Below are 19,878 nucleotides of genomic sequence, written 5' to 3' on the forward strand. Positions count from 1 at the left end.
ACCGCCGCTACCAGCACAAAGCCGAAAGCTGGCACGAAGAAAACGAAGACTTCGAATAACCCGAGGCCACGCCGCACAGGTTAAAGATCAAGCTAAGGCGTGTTTCGTAAGCCGAGCGATCCGCGGAGTTGCGCGTGGCGGTGATCGATAACTGAAGAGGTCTCCGGTATCTGGTTCTGCGACCAAGCATGAACTTCATACCGGAGCTCGTGCCCAGCGTAGCGGTGACGAGGCGGCATGACCTGACCGACAGGCAGAGGGCTGTTCTCGCCCCGCTGTTGCCTGCCGCGCCGAGGACGGGTCGTCCGCCGAAGTGGGAGAAACGACAGCTCATCGATGGGATCCGGTGGCGGATCCGGATCGGTGCCCCGTGGCGTGACGTCCCGGCCGACTACGCGCCCTGGCCCACCGTCTATGGCCTGTTCCGCCGCTGGCAGCGTGACGGGACCTGGGACAAGATCCTGTCCGCGTTGCAAGCCGCCGGCGACGCGCAGGGCGGATCGGCTGGACGGTGAGCGTGGACTCGATGACCAGCCGCGCCCACCAGCACGCCGCCGGTGCCCGCACCGACGGGCATCTGCAGAAGGAACCACCCGGCGGTGTGCACGACGAGCCGGCCGATCACGCGCTGGGTCGCTCCCGCGGCGGGCTGACCACCAAAACCCCCCTGGCCTGCGAGCAGGAACAGAAAGTCCTCTCCCTGGCCGTGACCGCCGGGCATCGTGGTGACAGCCCGCAGTTCATCCCTGTCCTGCGCCGCATCCGCGTGAGCCGCCTCGGCGTGGGCCGACCCCGTACCTGCCCCGACCTGGTCCTGGCCGACAAGGCCTACACCAGTCGCGGCAACCGCCGATACCTGCGCTCACGCGGGATCAAGGCATGCATCCCCCGCAAGAAGGACCAGGACGCCCACCGCAAGGCCAAAGGCTCCAAGGGCGGGCGCCCACCCGCGTTCGACCCACAGCTCTACCAGCTATGCCACGCCGTCGAGAACGGCATCAACCGGCTTAAACGCCACCGCGGCGTCGCCACTCGATACGACAAGCTGGCAGTCCGCTTCCAAGCCGTCCTGACCATCACCATCATCACCGAGTGGCTCTGACCGGCTTATGAAACACGCCTCAAAACCGAAGGTCTGCGCGCTACGCATTCCGATCAAGATGCGCGAAGAGTGTTGGTGTCCCAGCCGGCGCGGCCGCCTGCCTGCTCAGCCGTGCTCGCCGCGCACCCGCTGCCGAGCGGCGAGGAACGCGCCGACCGCATCGCTCGAGTGGTACTGCCACGGCCACTCCGTCACGAGGTCGCCGATCACCTCGAACTGCTCCACCGCCGAGCGGAAGTCACCGGCCGTGGCAAAGCCCATCGCGAACAGGTTGTGCACGACCGGCCAACCCGGCCGACGCTGATAGTCGGGATGCCGTACCGACTGGTCGGCTGCGGCATTGAGCTCAGCCACCACCGCCGCCGCACCGATGTACTCGGCGTCCTCCCCCACGGGAAGATCGAGCCACATCTCCAGGTGCGCGATCGGGACGAGCTGTCCCAGCGCGAACCCCGCAGGAGCCTTCACCGCTGCACTCCGGGCGAACTCGAACATCTCCTCGTGGCTGCCGAACCACTTCCGGCACCGGTACTGCAGCATGTGCTCGTGGGCGATCCGGTGCCACGGATGCCGATCGGTCACCGCGTCAAAGCGTCGTTGCGCCTCGTCCCGGTCGACCTGCCGGCCACGCGCCGACGTGACGAGGAAGGTGCGGGCCGTGGTGTCGTCCCGGTCCCGGTCGGCCACCTCGTCGAGGCAGTTCTCGGCGAGCGTGAGTCGCTTCCGGAACTCCCGGAACTGCTCCTGCCGGGTCTGCGACGCCCGGGCGCCACCCCGCGCCTCCCACGCCCAGTAGACCGCGTGCACGCCACGCACCAGCAGCGGAACGGTCGAACGCGGCTCGGCGTCGATCCATTCACCGATCCAGTCCTGCACGTCGGATACGCCCCCTGCGACACTCAGGTAGTACGCGTGGTCGTCCGGGTCGGTGATCGGGGTGAGCAGATCCCGGGCGGTGGGCCAGTCCCGCTGCTGCAATGCGGCGCGGAGCGCGGCGGCGGTCGGATCGCCCATGGCCGGGTCGATCGACAGCGTGGCGGCGGTGGCCGCCTGCCTCGCCCTGCGCCGGAATGGCCACATGTCCCGTTCCTTTCCCCCGTGATCTCGCGCAGATCATAGGGGCCTTGGTGATCCACCGGAAGCGGCGCTGTCGATCGATTGCCCTGCCGACGGGCCGGGCCCGCGCCGAGTGATCGGCGCGGGCCCGGGTGATCTCAGTTGTCGGTCAGCACTTGGTGGGTCGCAGGGCGAAGTCGGCGGTCACCGTCTTGCCTGCCTTGATGTTCGTCTTCTGGGTCTGCGGGATCCACCCGTCCCGGGCAGCGATCACCTCGATCGGGTTGGCGCCCGACGGCGCCCAGATGGCGTACTTGCCGTTGGCGTCGGCCTCCAAGGTGAACGTCCAGCCACCCTTGCCGTTGATCTGGACGGTGGTCCCGCGCAGGGCGGCACTCTTGCCCTGGCAGTCGACGCCGGTGACGGTGCCGGCCACCTTGCCCCAGTCCTTGGGCGGCTGGACCACCATCGTCACGTCGATCGGCGCCACCGCGTACGGGGTGTCGGACTTGACCCCGAGCTGCGCGGTGTAGGTGCCGGGCTGACCCACGCCCGCCGCCGAAGTGGCGTCGAGCGCGACGGTCACCGTGACGCTCTGTCCAGGCTGCAGCGTCGCCTTGGTCGGGGACGCGGCCAGCCACGGTACGTCGGCAACACTGGCGCACTGGTCGAAACCGGGCAGCATCTCGCTTTCCGGCGTCGGGGTGAACCCGCCGGTCGAGCCACCGACCTTCACGAACCCGCACGCCGCCCCGCCCCGGTAGCGGGCGTAGTTGGCGTTGGGCAGCGCCGACCAGGAGTTGGCCGCCGGGTCGTACGCCCAGCCCTGGTTGGTGACGATGGTGGAGTTGTTGATGACACCGGTGGACAGCAGCAGCAGGCCGTTGGCGGTGTCCGCGGCCACGCCCCAGAAGTCGACCGGCAGGTCGGCCAGCTGGGTCCAGGTGTCGTTGCCCGGGTTGTAGCCGTAGGTGCTCTTCAGGGTCGTCGGCCCGTTACCGCCGGCGCAGTAGACCGTGCCGTTGATCCCGCCGCAGCCCTGCCAGGCGATGGCGACCGGGTACGGCGCGACGGTGGTGAACGAGTCGGCTCCCGGGTTGTACCGGACGACCGCGTTGGACTTGGTGCAGTTGCCGTCCGTGCACCCGCCGACCAGGTAGATCTGGCCGTCGGAAACCGCGATGCCGGGGGCTGCCCTCGGCGCCGGGTTGACCGAAGCCCGGGTCTGCCAGGCGTTGGTGGCGGGGTCGTAGGCGTACACCTTGCTGGACGTGTTACCGGCCGTGTCCCAGCCGCCGAACACGTACAGCTTGCCGTCGGCGAACGCCGCCGAGGGCTTCTCCAGCGCCGCCGGCAGGTCCGCGATCCGGGTCCACAGGTTCGTGGCCGGGTCGTAGACGTAGCTGTTGGCGAGGTTGTTGAGGCCGTCCGTGCCGCCGACCGAGTACACCTTGCCGTCGAACGCGGCCACGGCGTTGTCCATGATCGAGATCGGGTACTTGGCCGTGTCGATCCACGGTGGGGCGTACGGGGACGGCGCGACCGGCTCACCGGCCTTGTTGTCGCCCAGCCAGCCGATGGACGTGCCGCTGCCCTTGACCAGGTTGTTCTGCAGGGGCGCGCCGCGCGGTCCGAGGATCTCGAAGCCGCCACGCCGCTCGGACAGGTCCACGCTGGCCGGCGCGTCGCCGGTGTTGGTGATCTTCGTGGTCACCGTCGTCTTCTGACCGAGCGTCTGGGTGCCGGTCAGCGACGGCGGGGTGATGGTCAACCGGCCGGCCTTGAGCGAGAAGTCGGCTCGGGTGCTCTGGTCGGCCGCGACGTTCACGGTGGAGGTGACCGACCCGTAGTTGCTCTTCGCCGCCGTGAACGGGTGCGCCCCGGTCAGCGTGGAGAACATCCAGTAGAAGCCGTCGCCGAGGTTGCCGTCGTCCGGCGTCGCCGCGGTGGTGGCCTTCTCGGCCGGCTTGTCCACGCTGGTCACCGTGGCGCCGTTCAGACCTTGCGAGATGTTGGTGTCGAGGACCTGGCCGAGCACGAGTCCGCCGGGGATCGGGTCGCAGCCCCGGTTCACGACGGAGACGTTGTCGACCTCCCACCACCAGGCCCAGCTGCCCTGGTAGTGGAACCGGACCAGCACGCCGGCCTTGCCACCGGCCTGCGGAATCGCAACCTCCTCGAGCACCGGGCCGCGCCGGCTGGTGGTGGTCCAGTTCGCCGCGGTCGCCCAGGTCGTGCCGCCGTCGACGCTGAACTCCACGTTGGCGAACCCGTTGAGCGCCCGGTAGTCGCTGTTGAACCGCAGCACCGGCGACGGCACGGCGGTCAGGTCCAGCGACGGGGTGATCAGCTCGGTGTTGATAGTGGTGCCGGAACCGGCCGCGTCGCTGTCCGCGATCGCGTACTTGCCGGTGCCGCCGGTGAGGTTGCCCCGGTTGCGCGGGTCGTTGAAGACCCAGCCGCCGCTGGTGGTGTGGTTCACCACGTTCCAACCCTGCGGGGTCGTGCCGGACTCGAACGACTCGGTGAACAGCGGGGTGCTGTAGTTGAACTTGTAGCCGGCGGCGGTGCAGTTGTTCTCGACGGCCAGGTCGAAGTTCTTCACCTGGTCGCCATCACCGACGGTGAGCTGCGCGGTGCCCTGCTGGTACGCCGGGTACATCGCCTTGACGGTCAGCCCGTACTCGCCGGCCGGCAGGTCGACCGAGTACGCGCCGGTGACGGGGTTGGTGAACACCGGTCCGCCCGGCTTGCCGGCCACGTCGATCCGCGCGTACAACGGCCAGCCGTGCCCGGAGCCGTCCTTCACCACACCGGAGACCTTGCGCGCCGGCACGGCGTCGAGGGTGAAGTTGACCGTGACCGTGCCGCCGTCGGTAACGGTGACCGTCTGGGTCTTCGGGGCGTAGCCGAACGCCGACGCGGTCACCTCGTGCTGCCCGGCCGGCAGGGTCAGCTTGTAGCTGCCCTGGTCGTCGGTGACGGTGCCGCCGCCGCCGACGCGCACCGAGGCGCCGGCGATCGGCGCGCCACCGGACTTGGTGACCTTGCCGGTGACCTCACCGCGCGGTCCGGCGACGCAGTTCGGGAACTTCATCGCGCCGACCCGGGTCTGCCACGTGGCGGAGCTGGTCGTGGTCAGGTACTCGGAGGTGAACCAGAAGGTGCAGCCGTCGGTCGGGTCCACCGACATCGAGCTGTAGTCACCCCAGCGGGCCGCCGAGTGGGTCTGCGCTCCGGTGCCGGCGATCAGCGTGCGCTCGCTCTGCCCGAGCTGGCCCAGCGGGTCGCCGGAGAGCCGGCCGGCCATCCGGATCGACGGGAAGGAGTTGCTGCCCGAGGCCGAGTAGCCGAAGGCGATGTTGCCGGAGACGTCGATCGCGCCGCTGGCCATCCAGCGGTGCTCGGCGTCGGGGGCGTAGGTGCCCTGCTGGTTGATCCGCCAGTTGGTGGGCGAGCTGCTCTGCAGCTCGTACCAGCGCACGCCGGCGTGGTCGGTGCCGTCAGCGTCGACCGTGTGGTTGAGCACGATTGAGGCGTGGTCGCCGAAGTTCCGGTACGCGGCCCGGTACATCAACCGGTCGGCGATGGCGTCCAACCGCGCCGAGGTGCCCTGCTGGGGGACGCAGGTGCGGGCGTAGTTGCACATGTTCGAGTCGAACGGTGCGGTCTCCAGGAAGCGGCTCGGCGCGAGGTTGTTGCCGAACGTGGAGTTCGCGGGATTGGCCCAGTCGACCTTGAAGTCCCACATCAGCAGCCGGTCGGTGGGCGAGACGCCCCAGGCGTCGTCGTCGAACATGACGAATGGGTTCGGTGCCCCGGCGGGCGGGGCGAGGCCTTCGGCGTCGGCGGGCAGCAGGCCGCCGAAGTCCGGTCCGAGGTGGAAGTAGACCATCCGGGCCGGTTGGCCGGTGAGCATCTTCTCCCGCTCGAACGCGACCGCGCCGGCGCCGACGAAGGACGGCGCGAACTCGTTGGTCGTCATGTAGTAGGCGTCCGGCCAGATCCCGTACTTCGGGTAGTCGTTCATCCGGGTCTGGTGGTAGAGGAAGTCGTACCGGAAGTAGGCGCCGGTCGGGTCCGGGGTCTGGGAGATCGCCATGCACTGGTGATTGCCGGCCGTCCCGCCGGGCAGGGCGAACTGGGTGACCATCCACCGGTCGGCGGTCTCGTCGTAGAGGACGATGGGGTCGCCGTCGTTGCGGGTCTCGCACGGTCCGCCGAAGCCGGACCAGATCGCGTTGGCCGGCAGCGGGCCGAGCAGCAGGTTGCCGGTCTTGTTGTAGACGGCGTAGTGCAGGTTCACCATCTGCACGTAGTGGTTGGGCCCCACGTCGCCGTTGGTGTCCGGCGGCAGGACCCCGTCGATGTTGCCGACGCCCTCGAAGTTCGCGGTGAACTCGGGCACCTGGCTGGCGGTGAAGCCGCGCTGCACGGCGTCGCTTCCGGCCTTGGCGGACGCGTCCGCTGCCTGTCGGTTCAGCGATCGAGCCGGCTGTTCCGCAATTTTCGAGCCTTGTCCGCTTTTGCTTTTCGGAGCGATGTCGCGCAGTTTCCGAGAAACGTCGTTTTTGGCGGCTTGGCGCACTTCGGCCTTTGCCGCTGCGGCTGCGGGCGCGGCGGGTTCCGGGTCGACGGGTCGGGCGGCCGCGGGTAGTGCACCGAGGAGCAGAGCGGCGACGGCCACGACGGTGACCGGGCCCGCTCTCAGCAATCCTCTTCGCGATTTGCGCATCAGGCGACGACCTCCTAGCTGGCGGTGGCCAAGGGTGGTTGACCACCGAAGGTGCAGGACTGGAAACCGCAAGTAGGCGGCATCCCGCGATCATCGTCGATGGACTTCGATCTCCTCTCAAGCACAAAGGCCGGGCAGTAATGGGGCAAAATCGGTCCAATATCGAGCTTTATTTTTCAACAACAAAAGTTTTGATATTGACCTGCGTTGTGCAAGTTGCTTTCCTACTCCCATGAGCACTCCTGCGGGAGATTTCGACGAGCAGCCGGTCATACTCTGCGTGACCGCCAGCCGCAGCAAGCGAGCACAAGTCGCTCGGCTCATGAGCGGCCACGGGGTCGTACTGATGTTTCCTGACCTCCAGACGGTCCGCGCCGTGCTGTTCGACGACACGGCCGCCTCCGCCGCCCCCGCGACCGGCGCAGTGGCGCTGGGCCGCCTGGTGGTCGATCAGCAGCGGCAACAGGTCAGCTGGGCCGGCCAGGTCCTCCCCCTGACCCGCCTGGAACGGGACGTACTCGCCGCACTGGCCAGCCCGCCCCTGCGCGTCTGGACCTACCAGCAGTTGTACGAACGGGTGTGGGGCGCGGACTACCTGGAGGACGCGGCAGCCGTCCGGTCCACCGTCAAACGCTTGCGGGCCAAGCTCCGCGACGCGAACGCCACCGTCGCGGTGGAGTCCGCACGCGGCGTCGGTTACTCCCTGGTGGACGCCAACTCCCATAGTCGCCACTGACGGCGCCCGAGGAATCGAGCACACTGGCCGGACCCATCCGCAGTGGTCAGCCCTCGGGCCACCCGGCCAGGTTGCAGACGGACTCCCGTGAGATACCCGAGCCGGTCTCGGGCCACGCTCCGAAGCACTCCTCGTAGAGGTGGGCGAAGAGGTAACAGAGCCCCTCGCAGTCGGCGTCGAGCACGGCCATCGCTGGATTCGCCTGGACCGCCTCGTAGAACTGGCGGCCCATCGCCACGATGAACCCGCGGGCGTACAGGAAACCGTCGTCGGAGCCGTCCGTCACCTCGTGGATGTCGGCGCGGTCGATGTCGTACAGCTTCCGCTCGACGACCCGGTCGAGGTCGACCAACTCCGGACCCGAGAGCCCGGCGCACAGCTCACGCAGCTCGCCCAGGAACGGATCGAGCCACCTGTCGATCGCGTACAGCCCGTCCCCGCCCTCCACGTCGTCGTCCGCCGGATCCCGGTCAAGCAGGGCGCGGCGCAGCACCGCCGGCTCCGGGCCGAGTCGGGCCCACGCCTCCTCCACGAGCGCCCAGAAGCGGGACTCTTCCTCGGCCGTCGGCAGCTGCGGCGGAGCCGCGAGATCGGTATCGGTCACGGGCGCAGATTAATGAAGCCCACCGACAAGCAGCGGGCCTGGACAGGTCGCACGGCCGAAAGTCGCTTGCCCCGCCCCGGCGGGTTCCGGGAGGGTGGGCGCCATGACGTTCTGACGGACCGCACCCGCTGATCCCAGGTTCCACGGCACCGACCGGTGCCGTCCTGGCCGTCCGCCCATACCTTCTCCGTAAGAAGCGAGCGTCTTTGTCTCAGCACCCCTCGCGGCGGGAGTCCGTGCCGCCGTCCATTTCGGCCACCATCACCGTGTTCGCCTCTCCCACCAGCTGGATCGAGTCCGACGCCGTCGCCCAGTGCCATCAGGTGGCCGCCCTCGACGGCATGATCCACGTCGCCGCCATGCCGGACCTGCACCCGGGCAAGGGGGCCCCCATCGGCGCCGCGATGGCGTCGAGCGTGCTGTACCCGTTCCTGGTGGGCTCCGACATCGGGTGCGGAATCGCCGTGTTCCCGATCAAGCTCAAGCGCCCCGTACCCGAGAAGCTCGCCGCCCGGTTCCCCGACCTCGACCGCGCCCTGGACCCTCAACGAGGCGCCGACGACCCCGCCTGGGCCATCGTGGACGGCGAGGTTCCCGCCGGCCACCTCGAGGGACTCGGCACAGTCGGCCGGGGTAACCACTTCGTCGAGCTGGCGCGCATCGGCACCGTCTTCGACCCGGGTCACGCGAACCGTCTCGGACTCGACGCCGGCGACCTCGTACTCCTCGTCCACAGCGGCTCCCGGGGACTCGGCGAACGGATCCTGCGGGCGCACACCGAGGTCCACGGCGCGGGCCCCGCCCCTGACCCCGCCGCCTACCTGGTCATGCACGACCAGGCCGTACGCTGGGGTTCGCTCAACCGACGGCTGTTGGCGGCCCGGGTCGCGCACGCGCTGGGGGCCGAGCCCAGCGAACCGATCCTCGACCAGTGCCACAACCTGGTCGAGGTCCGCGACGGGGTCTACCTGCACCGCAAGGGCGCGGCGCCGGGCGACGGCCGCGACGTGCTCATCGCCGGCACCCGCGGCACCCCGTCCTACCTTGTGGCCGCCCACGCCGGCCCGGACGCCAACCATTCCGTGGCCCACGGCGCGGGCCGCAAGATGTCCCGCGCCGACGCTCTGCGCCGGGGCCGCGCCAAGCACACCGTGGAGGAACTACGCCGCACGCCGATGGGGTCGCTGGTGCTGTGCGGCGACCGCCAACTGCTGTTCGAGGAGGCACCCAACGCCTACAAACGCATCGAGCAGGTGATCAACGACCTCGTCGACCACCACCTGGCCACACCGGTGGCGACCACGATCCCCCTGGTCACCTACAAGACGCCCGACGTCGGGGTCACGCCGCGCCCGGACCGCCGGGACAACCGCCGCAGGCGAGGCCGGCCATGAGTGTCCACCTGCTCATCTCCGCCGGGCGCGGCCCGCAGGAGTGCGCCTGGGCGCTGGCCCGGCTGCTGTCCCGTCTGGAGGCCGACGCCACCCGGCACGCGCTGACCACCCGCCGCGTCCAGACCGCGCCCGGTGACCGGCCCGACACCTACCGGTCCGTCCTGGTGCGCATTTGCGGCGCCCGCGCCGAGGCGTTCGCCGCCTCGTGGACCGGGACCCTGTGCTGGCAGGCACCCAGCCCCTACCGGACGAGCACCGGCCGGAAGAACTGGTACGTCATCGCCCGGTCATGCCAGGTCGACACCCCGACCACGACGTTCACCGAAGCGGACGTCGACATCGTCGCCTGCCGCACCGGCGGCCCGGGTGGCCAGCACCGGAACAAGGCCAGCACGGCCGTACGGGCGACTCACCGTCGCTCGGGCGTCGTCGTCGTGGTCGACACCGAGCGCCAGTTCGTCCTCAACCGCCGCATCGCCATACAACTGCTGCGGCAACGCATCGAGCACGGCGACGAGGAGGCACGCCGCGCCCTCACCACCGGCCGATGGCGCATCCACGACGAACTCGTTCGCGGCAATCCCACCCGCATCGAACGCCCGAAGCCGTCGTGACAGGACAGCCGGAGGCGAGACACCTCAGCCGGGCGGCTCGAACGCCACGAACAGCGAGGTCGCGGCGCAGTCGGAGAGCGCCTCGCCCTCCCGCCAGCCCTGGTACTTCGCGGCCAACAGGCGCCGGGCCAGCGCCTCCTCGGCCGGGGCGGCCACGAACCGGGCCGCCACGGCGGCCATCCCGGGCAGATCAGCGTGCAGTTCGCGGGGACCACCGAGGCGCAACCGGGCGCTCGGCTCCCGCCGCAGGTTACGTACCCAGTCGGCGCCGTCACCATCGCCGGACAGCACATACCGAACGCCCTGGTGCTCCGCGTACCAGATCTCAATTGTGTGGGGGCGACCACTGCGCCGGCCGACGGTGGTCAGGTAGGCGAATTCGTTGACGGGCACGAGGCGACCCTATCGGCCCCGCGTCAGCCAGGGAGCGCCGCCGGCCGCGACCGCCATTCCCGGGCCAACATCGCGAACACGAGCTGGTCGGCCCACTCGCCGCGGAACAGGTAGCTCTCGACATGCCGCGCCTCGCACCGCATCCCGAGCCGGGTCATCAGCCGGGCCGAGGCCTCGTTGCCGGCGTGGCACCGGCCGTAGACGCGATGCAGGCCGAACTCCTCGAAGCCCCAGCCCAGCAGCGCCGCCACGGCCTCGGTGGCCAGCCCCCGGCCGGAGAACTCCGGGTTGAAGACGTACCCGATCTCGGCGGTCCGGTCGGCCTGGCTCCGCCAGACCAGCTCGACGGTGCCGGTCACCCGCCCGTCCGCCGCGGCGGCCAGGGTCAGGACGTCGCCCTCGACACGCAGCCCGTCCTCGCGGGCCATCGCCGCCACCGACTCCCGCGACTGCTCGCGGGTACGCGGCTCGCCGCCGAGCAGCCAGCGGCACACGTCGGGCCGGCGCTGGTACGCGTACACGTCGTCAAGGTCGTCCGGTGTGACCGGCCGAAGGGTGAGCCGGCGGGTGCGGATCGGGGTGAACACGGCCGGAGCGTACCGGGACGGGCCTGTTCGGTCCGGACAATTTTTCGCTCGGGGCCGGCACGGCCTCCCCGCCGTACGTCGACCTCCAGGCATCGATCAACATGCCACGAAACGTTGTGAACCAGAAAAGGTTTCGGTACTTTTTGATAGATATTCTTCGATTAACTCATGGTGGGGGCGGGAGACGATCCCGGTTGGCGCGGCCTCCGGGCGGCCGCGCAGCGAGCCGACCACCGTGGCGGGCAGTGGTCGAAGAATCCTCCTCATCCGCACGGCTATGGAAAGGCTTTCTGATGCACAAGATGCTCGCCCGCGGCAGCGGGAGCTCGACGGCCCGGCCACGCCCGCGTACCGCCCTGGCGTTGGCAGCGGCTGGTGTCGCGGCGTTCGCCGCCACGGTGGCGGTGACCTCCACCGCCAGCGCCGGCACGACCCTGGGGACCTCGGCGGCCGAGCAGGGCCGCTACTTCGGCGCCGCGGTGGCGGCGAACAAGCTGTCGGACGCCACGTACGTCGGCATCCTGAACCGCGAGTTCAACATGGTCACCCCCGAGAACGAGATGAAGTGGGACGCCACCGAACCGTCCCAGGGCCAGTTCACCTACACCAACGCCGACCGCATCGTCAGCCACGCCCAGACCAACGGCATGCGGGTACGCGGCCACGCCCTGGCGTGGCACTCGCAGCAGCCCGGCTGGGCGCAGAACATGAGCGGCAGCGCCCTGCGCCAGGCGATGGTCAACCACATCACCCAGGTAGCCACCCACTACCGGGGCAAGATCTACGCCTGGGACGTGGTCAACGAGGCCTTCGCCGACGGCGGCAGCGGCGGCCGCCGGGACTCGAACCTGCAGCGCACGGGCAACGACTGGATCGAGGTCGCCTTCCGCACCGCCCGAGCCGCCGACCCCGGCGCCAAGCTCTGCTACAACGACTACAACACCGACGGGCAGAACGCGAAGTCCAACGCCGTCTACGCGATGGTGCAGGACTTCAAGGCCCGCGGCGTGCCGATCGACTGCGTCGGCTTCCAGTCCCATTTCAACAGCGCCTCCCCGGTACCCGGTGACTACCAGGCCAACCTGCAGCGGTTCGCCAACCTCGGCGTCGACGTGCAGATCACCGAACTGGACATCGAGGGCTCCGGCACCATCCAGGCCGACAACTACGGTCGGGTCGTCCGGGCCTGCCTGGCCGTGTTCCGCTGCACCGGCATCACCGTCTGGGGCATCCGGGACACCGACTCGTGGCGGGCCAGCGGCACCCCGCTGCTCTTCGACGGCAGCGGCAACAAGAAGCCCGCGTACACCGCGGTCCTCAACGCCCTGAACGGCGGCTCCACCCCGCCACCGACCACCACTCCCCCGACCACGACCCCGCCGACCAGCCCGCCACCCTCGGGCAGCGGCTGCACCGCCACCCTGACCCTCAGCCAGTGGCAGGGCGGCTTCGTCACCTACGTCCGCGTCACGGCCGGTGCGACCCCGCTCAACGGGTGGACCGTCGGGCTCACCCTGCCGGGCGGCGCGACGATCACCAACACCTGGAACGCCCAGCCCAGCGGCACATCCGGTGCCGTGACCTTCCGCAACCTCAGCTACAACGGTCAGCTCGCCGCAGGAGCCAGCACCGAGTTCGGCTTCCAGGGTGTCGGCACCGGCCCCTCCGGCACCGCCGCCTGCACCGCTGCCTGACAGAGCGCGGTCCGGCGCGGAAGATCCCGCGCCGGGCCGCCGCCCTGCGTACCGGTGCCATGTCGTGCCGGCGCGGCCCAGTCACCGTCGCGTCGGGTCTCAACGGGACTTCGCGACCTCGACCAGTTGGTCCAGGGCCGCGCCCCAGCCCTCGTGGAAGCCCATGTCCGCGTGCGACTTCCTCGACGAGGCGTCGGCGTGCATCGCGGTGGCCGTGTACTTCGTGCCGTCACCGTCGGGCTCGATGCTGATCACGGCGGTGAACGCGAACCCCTCGACGAGCTGTGGGCGGAACCCGGGGCCGAGACCCGAGGTGAAGATCAACCTCGTCCCCTCCTCGACCACCAGGACGCAGCCGGTGTTCGGATACTCGTCGCCCTCCGGCGAGCGCATGACGGTGTTGAACCTGCCTCCGGGCTGCAGGTCGAGCTCGCAGGACGTCGTCGTCCAGGGCCTCGGGGCGAACCACCGCACGATCAGTTCGGGCGTCGTCCAGGCCTTCCAGACCAGCTCGGGCGCGACGTCGACGGTGCGCTCCAGCACGAGGTCGAGCTCCGGGTTGGTGAGGTGAACGGTCATGACTGCTGCTCCTTCAGGTCGTAGACAAGAGAATCAAGTTGATCGAGACGTTGGCTCCACAGCGCGCGCTGCGCGGCGAGCCAGGCGTCGACGCGGTCGAGCGGCTGGGGCGCGAGCCAGTAGGTCCGCACCCGTCCCTTCTTCTCCGACCGAACCAGGCCGGAGCGTTCGAGAACGCTCAGATGCTGAGTGAACGACGGCAGCGCCATGTCGAACGGCCGAGCCAGGTCGCTGGTTGTCGCGGGCCCCTGGCCGAGCCGCTCGATGACCCGGCGGCGGGTGGGGTCCGACAAGGCGTGAAAAACCTCGTCCAGCGGCGCCATGGCCGCGCCGCCCCCATGCTTAGGCATGCACCTAAGTATGCCGGCGGCCCTCACTTAGGTCAACCACTAAGCGACGTTCCGGGCCACTACCCTGGCCACGGCCCTCGGCCACTTCCGGCGGGCATTGCGTCCCGGCGGACCACTGCTGCTCGGCTTCCACGTCGGCGACGGCTCGCGGCTGAAGACGCAGGGCTACGGTGGCCACCCGATGAACGTCCACGTTCACCGCCGCCAGCCCGATCAGGTGGCCGCCTGGCTGCGCGACGCGGGATTCACGGTCGAGGCCCAACTGCTGATCGATCCGGACCAGAGCGTGCCCCGGGGCCCTCCTCTTCGCCCGCCGCCAGCCCTAGAAACGTGCGGTGCGGAAAGTACAGTGGGGGAAGTTCTGGCCCCACTGATCTTGGCAGGCACACGGTTCCGGGGATTTCATCGACAACCGGCCTGCCAGCCGGAAGGAGCACAGTGCACAGACGTATCAGGAGCGCCCTCGGTGTCGCCCTGGCCGCCGCCCTCATCGCCACCGTTCCGCAGGCTCCGTCCCAGGCGCACGGCGGGCAGGCCAAGCCCAACGTCATCTCGTTGCCGGGCGGATTCCAGCCCGAAGGCATCGCCACGGCCGGCACGTACGCCTACTTCGGATCCCGCGCCACCGGCGCCATCTACCGCGCCGACCTGATCTCCGGCGAAGGCGAGCAGATCAGCCCCGCCACCGGCACCCCCTCGGTCGGGCTCAAGGTCGACCGGCGCGGCCGGCTCTTCGTCTCCGGCGGCACGGCCGGCGATGCCCGGGTGATCGACACCCGCACCGGGGCCGTCCTGGCGCGTTACCACTTCGCCGCCGCCCCGACCTTCGTCAACGACGTCGTCCTCACCAGGGAGGCGGCCTACTTCACCGATTCCAACAAGCCGGTCCTCTACCGCCTGCCACTCGGCCGCGACGGCGCACTGCCGCCGACCGACGGTTTCACGGCGATCCCCCTCACCGGCGCCTACCAGCAGGTCGGCACCGGGATCAACCTCAACGGCATCGCGCGGACGCCCGACGGGAAGGCACTGATCGTCGTTCAGTCCAACACCGGCATCCTCTTCCGCGTCGACCCGGCGACCGGCGTCACCACCACGGTCGACGTGCCCGGCCACACCTTCGCCAACGGCGACGGGCTGCTGCTCGTCGGTCGCACGCTCTACATCGTCCAGAACCGGCTCAACCAGATCGCCGCGGTCGAGCTGAACCCCTCCGGGACCGCCGGCGAGGTGACCGGGACCATCACCGACCCGAACTTCGACGTCCCCACGACGGTGGCGAGCGCCCTCGGCCGCCTCTACCTGCCCAACGCGCGCTTCACCACGCCGCCGACCCCCACCACGCCGTACACCGTGGTCGCGGTCCGTCCGCTCTGAGAGCACGTTCCGGGGTACGCGCAGTCCGCGCGTACCCCGGCGTCCTGCTCGCTGATTCGCTCCTGCCGGCAAGACTCATCGACCCATCACCGGGTCGCCCTCTCGTCAGCCCATCGGCAGCCCGCACGGGGGCGTGCGACCGATCCGGGCCACACCCAACGCTTTCACCAGGTCGAACAGCAGATCATTCTTTGCGGGACGCCCGAGGGCCCTGTCCGGCCCGCAACTCCAGCCGCGGACGTCGGCAACACTGGCAGTGGACAGAGTGGCTTTGCGCGCCGAAGGCACTCTCACCGGGCCGACGGAAATCGCAAAGAATGTCGGCTGACTGCCGCGACAAGAACGGGCTCCGCGTCGCGGAAATCATGGACGTCGCGAAATTACGGATGACTTGAAACTTGCCTGGTTGCTTGCCCCCAATCCGCCCGGGACGGTCATCCCACCCACGGAACGACACAGGCTGATCTTCAAGTCAGTCCCGGCCTGACGGGGCCGGACCAGGACAAAGTTGCACTTCCGCTTCGCCATTGCCGCGTTTCCCACCCGCCTCGCCCCGTCAGTCATCGCCGCCTACTTCCTCATCAGCAGCCACACCCTTCGTTATCCGGACGGCAAGGCGGCGGGAAACGTTAGATTCAGTCGGAGGTGCAGCCATTTCCGCTCGGCGGCGAGTGACCGCGGCGAGGGCTGCCAGGTGCGGCGGACGGCAGTCGCGGATCGCCTTCGACGGCGATCACTGCCCGGGCGAATGGTTGCTGATTGCTGATGATGTTGCTTAGCGCCACGACAGAGTGCGATGACCAGGTGTCCGCACGGCCCCTGCGGTACCGCTTGGCCGCGCACCGCTTGCTCGGGACGGCGGGTTCGCTGGTGACCGTGGTGGGCGGTTTACTGGCGGGCGTGCGGCCCGTCGGCGAGGTGGCGATCGACCTGCCGATCGTCCATCAGGTACGCGCGTCGACGGCGCTGTCGGTCGCCGTGGTCTACGTCGGCCTCACGATGCTGTTGCTCGCGTGGTGGCGCGTGGGCCGGCAGGTTCGTTCCGGTGACACCTCCTGCCGCAGCCTGGCGACGACCGCGGCATGGTGGGGAGCACCCTTCGCCCTCACCATCCCGATCTTCAGCGGCGACGTCCACAGCTATCTCGCCCAGGGTGCGATGACCAGGGCCGGGTTGGACGCGTATCAGGTCGGACCAGCCGCCCTGGGTGGTCCCCTCACCGTGAACGTGCCCGATATCTGGCAGCACACGCCGGCGCCGTACGGTCCGATCTTCCTCAACCTCGCCGGCGGGGTGACCGAGGTGACCGGGGGTGGCGTCTGGGCGGGCATCCTCGGGATGCGTCTGCTGGCCCTGTTGGGAGTGGGCCTGATGGTGTGGTCGGTGCCCCGACTGGCCCGCTTCTGCGGGGTGCGCCCGGCGGCGGCGATGTGGCTGGGCGTGCTCAACCCGCTCGTGCTGCTCCATCTGATCGGCGATGCCCACAACGAGGCGGTGATGCTCGGCCTGATGTGTGTCGGCCTGGTCATGGCACTACGGCACCGACCGGTGGTCGGGGTCGTGCTGCTCACGCTTGCCACGCTCGTCAAGGCGCCCGCGGCGCTGGCTATGGCCTTCGTGGTGCCCATCTGGGCGCGGCAGCTGGGTGGCCGTTGGCCACGACTGCGGGTAGCGCTGTGGGTCGGCGCGGTCGCCGGCGGAACCGCGGTGTTGGTCACGGCGCTGGCCGGGATGAGCTTCGGCTGGGTACAGGCCCTGGGTACGCCCACCCACGCGCGTACCTGGATGTCGATCACCACCGACCTGGGCTGGGCGGTGGGCACGGTGCTGCACCACCTGATCGGCGTCGGTGTGGAACAGACGAGGCACGCTGTCTGGCTGATCGGTCTCGTCGTTGCCGCAGGGTTGTGCGTGGCCCTGTGGCGGCGCAGCGCGCGGATCGGACCGGTCCCCGCCCTCGGCCTGTCGCTCGCGGTGGTCGTCATTGCTGGCCCGGTAGTGCATCCGTGGTACCTGCTCTGGGCGATCGTGCCACTCGCGGCAGCCGCGGGCGGCACCGCGATCCGTCGGGTGGTCACGGCCGGTTCGGTGGCCCTCGTCCTGCTGGTCCTGCCCGGCGGTGTCCAACCCGGCCTGCCGGCGCTCGTCGGCGCGCTGGCAGGAACGGTGCCCGTCCTTGTCGCGGCTGCGGCGTTCCTCCGTCTGCGGCAACGACGTGGATCAGCTTCGCCGGCAGGCGACCCGGTCGAGCGGGTTCAACCGGTGCTCACGGCCGGCCGGGCAGTCGGTCGTTCGCCCGGCGGCCGTCGACCTACCGCGCAACCAGCGCTGGTGGCAGCCTCGGGCAACGCCGGTCGCCGGGTGCCGGCCCGTCACGTCGACCCGGCCGGCGACGCTGATCACGACGCGCCGCCCGCCGCCGGACAGCGACTCGCGCTGCGTGCGGTCAGCACGCGGCGCGGTGGCCTGCCGCGTTGGTACACCGCAGTTCCCACCACGGCAGCGGGTCCGGCGGTCTGTCACTGCTGGTGGTCCAGCGGACCACACCGCCGGCATCGATGACCTGATCTCGTTCCGACCTTGACGGGACGTCCTTCACCCGGTGGGCACACGACCATCGACGCAACGCCGAGTCCTGGGCCAACGACCGGACCGGGGCGGACCTCACCGCCCAGATCGTTGCGGGCTTCCGGATAGGCCCGCCGGCCGTCAGCGTGCCGGCTTCGGCGACCACCTGAACCGGCTGGCCACTGTGCTCACTTGGCGCACTGGGCACAGGTGCCGAAGATCTCCAGCGTGTGGCCGACATCGGTGAAGCCGTGCTGGCTCGCGACCTGGTCGGCCCAGCGCTCCACCGCCGGACCGGCCACCTCGACCGTGCGACCGCACTCCCGGCAGACCAGGTGATGGTGGTGCCGGCTCTGGCTGCATCGGCGGAACAGTTGCTCCCCGCCCGGCAGCCGGGTCGAGTCGATCTCACCGGCGTCGACCAGCAGCTGCAGCGTCCGGTAGACCGTGGTCAGTCCCACCCGGGCCTTGCGGGCGACGAGCATCTGGTGCAGCTGCTGCGCGGTGTGGAAGCCCTCGACCTCACGCAGCAACTGCAGCACGTCGGCGCGCTGGCGCGTGTTCCGGGTCACGTTCGGGATCGCCTGAGTCACCGTACCGCCGTCTCCGCTCGTCCTCGTCGGCCGCACAACCCGCCGGGCTCTTGTTGCGCGCCGGCCGGGCTACCGCCGGATCCATTATGCGTTTCGCATGTGTCGGCACCGCGACCAGCGACCGTGATCAGCCTGGCCACGGGCCCGGCCGCCCGGTGACCGTTCGCCCGCGCGCCGTCAGCGAAAGGCCATCATGGCGGGATCGGTCTCCGCCGTCCCGGACGCTACGTCATACTGTGGGGACTCTACGCTCACCGGTTTCCTGGCCCCCGGCCCCGACGGCCAACCCATGCTCGCCCGCATCGTGCTGTCCTGCTGCGCCGCCGACGGCATCCCCATCAAGATCGGGCTGGGCGGCGACGTGCCCCACCTGCCGGCCGACACCTGGGTGCGGGCCACTGGCCGGTGGATCCCCCACACCGCCAAGGACCCGGTCAACGACTCCGACATCCCGTACTTCCAACTGGACGCCTGGCAGCAGATCACGCCACCCGCGGAACCGTACGAATAGACGCTGCTGGAGCACGCCGCCGGGGCGGTGCCGCGCTAGGCTGTGCCGAATTCGCGAATCGTCCTCAGTGGGAGGTTGCTCGTGCGGCAGGGTGACGAGGCAGTGACAGACCAGCAGCAGCCGGCGTCCGCCGGCATCGACGCCACCGTGCCGCACTCGGCGAGGATCTACGACTACTGGCTCGGCGGCAAGGACAACTTCGCCGCCGACCGGGCGGTGGCGGAGGCGCTGGTCGCCGCGATCCCCACGATCCGGGCGATGGCCGCCGAGAACCGGAGCTTCGTGCACCGGGTGGCGCGCTACCTCGTCGGGCAGGCGGGGGTACGGCAGTTCCTCGACATCGGCACCGGCATCCCGACCCGGCCGAACCTGCACGAGGTCGCCCAGCAGATCGCCCCGGAGACCCGGGTGGTCTACGTCGACAACGACCCGATCGTGCTGGTGCACGCGCGTGCCCTGATGGTCAGCACCGACGAGGGGCATAGTGAATACATCCACGCCGACCTGCGGGAGCCGGAGAAAATTCTGCAGGACCCAGCGCTGACCGGCACGCTCGACCTCGACCAGCCGGTCGCGCTGACCTTGATCGCGATCCTGATGCTGCTCAAGGACGCCGACGACCCGTGGGGCAAGGTCCGGGTGCTGATGGACGCCCTGCCGTCGGGCAGTTATGTGGCCATCACCCACCCCACCGGGGACTTCGACCCGGAAGCGATGGCAACAGCCGTCGCCTCCGCCAATCACGGCGGGATGACTCTGGTGCCCCGGAGCCGGGACGAGGTCGCGCGCTTCTTCGACGGGTGGGAACTGATCGAACCGGGAATCGCGCCGGTGATGGCCTGGCAGCCCGACAACGGCGCGCCGAGCGATCCGCACGCCGCCTACTACTGGGCGGGAGTGGCTCGCAAGCCGTAGGACTCCGCCGCCCTGGTGGCCACAGTCGATAGCACGACCCTGGCACCACTCGCCGGCCTGGCCACCAGCC

17 protein-coding genes are annotated in these 19,878 nt (G+C 69.7%); 9 read left to right on the forward strand and 8 right to left on the reverse strand.

Translation table 11 applies throughout. The annotated features are described in order from the left end of the window. Nucleotides 1-224: 224 nt before the first annotated feature. Nucleotides 225-1,102, forward strand: a protein-coding gene (locus ACFYM6_RS30995; RefSeq protein ID WP_387281018.1) for an IS5 family transposase whose coding sequence is annotated in 2 segments (ribosomal slippage) — nucleotides 225-489 and nucleotides 489-1,102 — 879 coding nt in all. Because the reading frame shifts where the segments join, the coding sequence is not laid out codon by codon here. A 105-nt stretch (nucleotides 1,103-1,207) separates the two neighbouring features. On the opposite strand, the gene ACFYM6_RS31000 is transcribed toward ACFYM6_RS30995, so the two are convergent. Both ACFYM6_RS31000 and ACFYM6_RS31005 read right to left on the reverse strand, forming a co-directional pair. Continuing rightward, the gene (locus ACFYM6_RS31000; RefSeq protein ID WP_387281019.1) at nucleotides 1,208-2,182 is read right to left on the reverse strand and encodes a DUF4034 domain-containing protein; all 975 of its coding nucleotides are present in this window, start codon (nucleotides 2,180-2,182) and stop codon (nucleotides 1,208-1,210) included. 145 nt (nucleotides 2,183-2,327) lie between these two features. Then, entirely contained in the window at nucleotides 2,328-6,593 is a 4,266-nt protein-coding gene (locus ACFYM6_RS31005; protein ID WP_387281020.1) for a carboxypeptidase regulatory-like domain-containing protein, read from the reverse strand. A gap of 646 nt (nucleotides 6,594-7,239) precedes the next feature. On the opposite strand from ACFYM6_RS31005, the gene ACFYM6_RS31010 reads away from it, so the two are divergent. Next, nucleotides 7,240-7,629 carry a winged helix-turn-helix domain-containing protein gene (locus ACFYM6_RS31010; protein ID WP_387281021.1) on the forward strand — a complete coding sequence of 130 codons (390 nt, stop codon included), beginning with the start codon at nucleotides 7,240-7,242 and terminating at the stop codon, nucleotides 7,627-7,629. Nucleotides 7,630-7,675: 46 nt separating this feature from the next. On the opposite strand, the gene ACFYM6_RS31015 is transcribed toward ACFYM6_RS31010, so the two are convergent. Beyond that, on the reverse strand, nucleotides 7,676-8,233 hold the full coding sequence (locus ACFYM6_RS31015; protein ID WP_387281022.1) for a DUF4240 domain-containing protein: 558 nt from the start codon (nucleotides 8,231-8,233) through the stop codon (nucleotides 7,676-7,678). Between the two features lie 206 nt (nucleotides 8,234-8,439). Here ACFYM6_RS31015 and ACFYM6_RS31020 point away from each other — a divergent pair, with 206 nt between their 5' ends. Continuing rightward, nucleotides 8,440-9,627 (forward strand): RNA ligase RtcB family protein, encoded by a 1,188-nt coding sequence (locus tag ACFYM6_RS31020; RefSeq protein WP_387281023.1) that lies wholly within the window; start codon nucleotides 8,440-8,442, stop codon nucleotides 9,625-9,627. Continuing rightward, on the forward strand, nucleotides 9,624-10,241 hold the full coding sequence (gene prfH / locus ACFYM6_RS31025) for a peptide chain release factor H (protein WP_387281024.1): 618 nt from the start codon (nucleotides 9,624-9,626) through the stop codon (nucleotides 10,239-10,241). The genes ACFYM6_RS31020 and prfH overlap by 4 nt, the downstream gene beginning before the upstream one ends. A 24-nt stretch (nucleotides 10,242-10,265) precedes the next feature. Here the strand turns inward: prfH and ACFYM6_RS31030 are convergent, their stop codons facing one another. After that, nucleotides 10,266-10,634 (reverse strand): nitroreductase/quinone reductase family protein, encoded by a 369-nt coding sequence (locus ACFYM6_RS31030; RefSeq protein WP_387281025.1) that lies wholly within the window; start codon nucleotides 10,632-10,634, stop codon nucleotides 10,266-10,268. Between the two features lie 23 nt (nucleotides 10,635-10,657). Next, entirely contained in the window at nucleotides 10,658-11,221 is a 564-nt protein-coding gene (locus ACFYM6_RS31035) for a GNAT family N-acetyltransferase (RefSeq protein ID WP_387281026.1), read from the reverse strand. Nucleotides 11,222-11,514: 293 nt separating this feature from the next. On the opposite strand from ACFYM6_RS31035, the gene ACFYM6_RS31040 reads away from it, so the two are divergent. Further along, a complete protein-coding gene (locus tag ACFYM6_RS31040; RefSeq protein ID WP_387281027.1) occupies nucleotides 11,515-12,915 on the forward strand; it encodes an endo-1,4-beta-xylanase in 1,401 nt (466 codons plus the stop codon). 99 nt (nucleotides 12,916-13,014) lie between these two features. On the opposite strand, the gene ACFYM6_RS31045 is transcribed toward ACFYM6_RS31040, so the two are convergent. Both ACFYM6_RS31045 and ACFYM6_RS31050 read right to left on the reverse strand, forming a co-directional pair. After that, nucleotides 13,015-13,494 (reverse strand): SRPBCC family protein, encoded by a 480-nt coding sequence (locus ACFYM6_RS31045; RefSeq protein ID WP_387281028.1) that lies wholly within the window; start codon nucleotides 13,492-13,494, stop codon nucleotides 13,015-13,017. Next, a complete protein-coding gene (locus tag ACFYM6_RS31050) occupies nucleotides 13,491-13,844 on the reverse strand; it encodes an ArsR/SmtB family transcription factor (RefSeq protein ID WP_387281029.1) in 354 nt (117 codons plus the stop codon). Before ACFYM6_RS31050 ends, ACFYM6_RS31045 begins: the two co-directional genes overlap by 4 nt. Before the next feature lie 438 nt (nucleotides 13,845-14,282). Here ACFYM6_RS31050 and ACFYM6_RS31055 point away from each other — a divergent pair, with 438 nt between their 5' ends. Both ACFYM6_RS31055 and mptB read left to right on the forward strand, forming a co-directional pair. Then, on the forward strand, nucleotides 14,283-15,221 hold the full coding sequence (locus ACFYM6_RS31055; RefSeq protein ID WP_387281030.1) for an SMP-30/gluconolactonase/LRE family protein: 939 nt from the start codon (nucleotides 14,283-14,285) through the stop codon (nucleotides 15,219-15,221). A gap of 804 nt (nucleotides 15,222-16,025) precedes the next feature. Beyond that, nucleotides 16,026-17,783, forward strand: a complete 1,758-nt coding sequence (gene mptB, locus ACFYM6_RS31060) for a polyprenol phosphomannose-dependent alpha 1,6 mannosyltransferase MptB (protein WP_387281031.1) — start codon at nucleotides 16,026-16,028, stop codon at nucleotides 17,781-17,783. A gap of 194 nt (nucleotides 17,784-17,977) precedes the next feature. Here the strand turns inward: mptB and ACFYM6_RS31065 are convergent, their stop codons facing one another. Further along, the gene (locus ACFYM6_RS31065) at nucleotides 17,978-18,418 is read right to left on the reverse strand and encodes a Fur family transcriptional regulator (protein ID WP_387281032.1); all 441 of its coding nucleotides are present in this window, start codon (nucleotides 18,416-18,418) and stop codon (nucleotides 17,978-17,980) included. 253 nt (nucleotides 18,419-18,671) lie between these two features. Here ACFYM6_RS31065 and ACFYM6_RS31070 point away from each other — a divergent pair, with 253 nt between their 5' ends. Then, nucleotides 18,672-18,893 carry a hypothetical protein gene (locus ACFYM6_RS31070; RefSeq protein ID WP_387281033.1) on the forward strand — a complete coding sequence of 74 codons (222 nt, stop codon included), beginning with the start codon at nucleotides 18,672-18,674 and terminating at the stop codon, nucleotides 18,891-18,893. Nucleotides 18,894-18,995: 102 nt separating this feature from the next. Beyond that, nucleotides 18,996-19,808 (forward strand): SAM-dependent methyltransferase, encoded by an 813-nt coding sequence (locus ACFYM6_RS31075; protein WP_387281034.1) that lies wholly within the window; start codon nucleotides 18,996-18,998, stop codon nucleotides 19,806-19,808. Nucleotides 19,809-19,878: the final 70 nt, after the last annotated feature.

Origin of the sequence: Micromonospora sp. NPDC006431, from assembly GCF_042870725.1 — a bacterium.
Lineage (GTDB): Bacteria > Actinomycetota > Actinomycetes > Mycobacteriales > Micromonosporaceae > Micromonospora.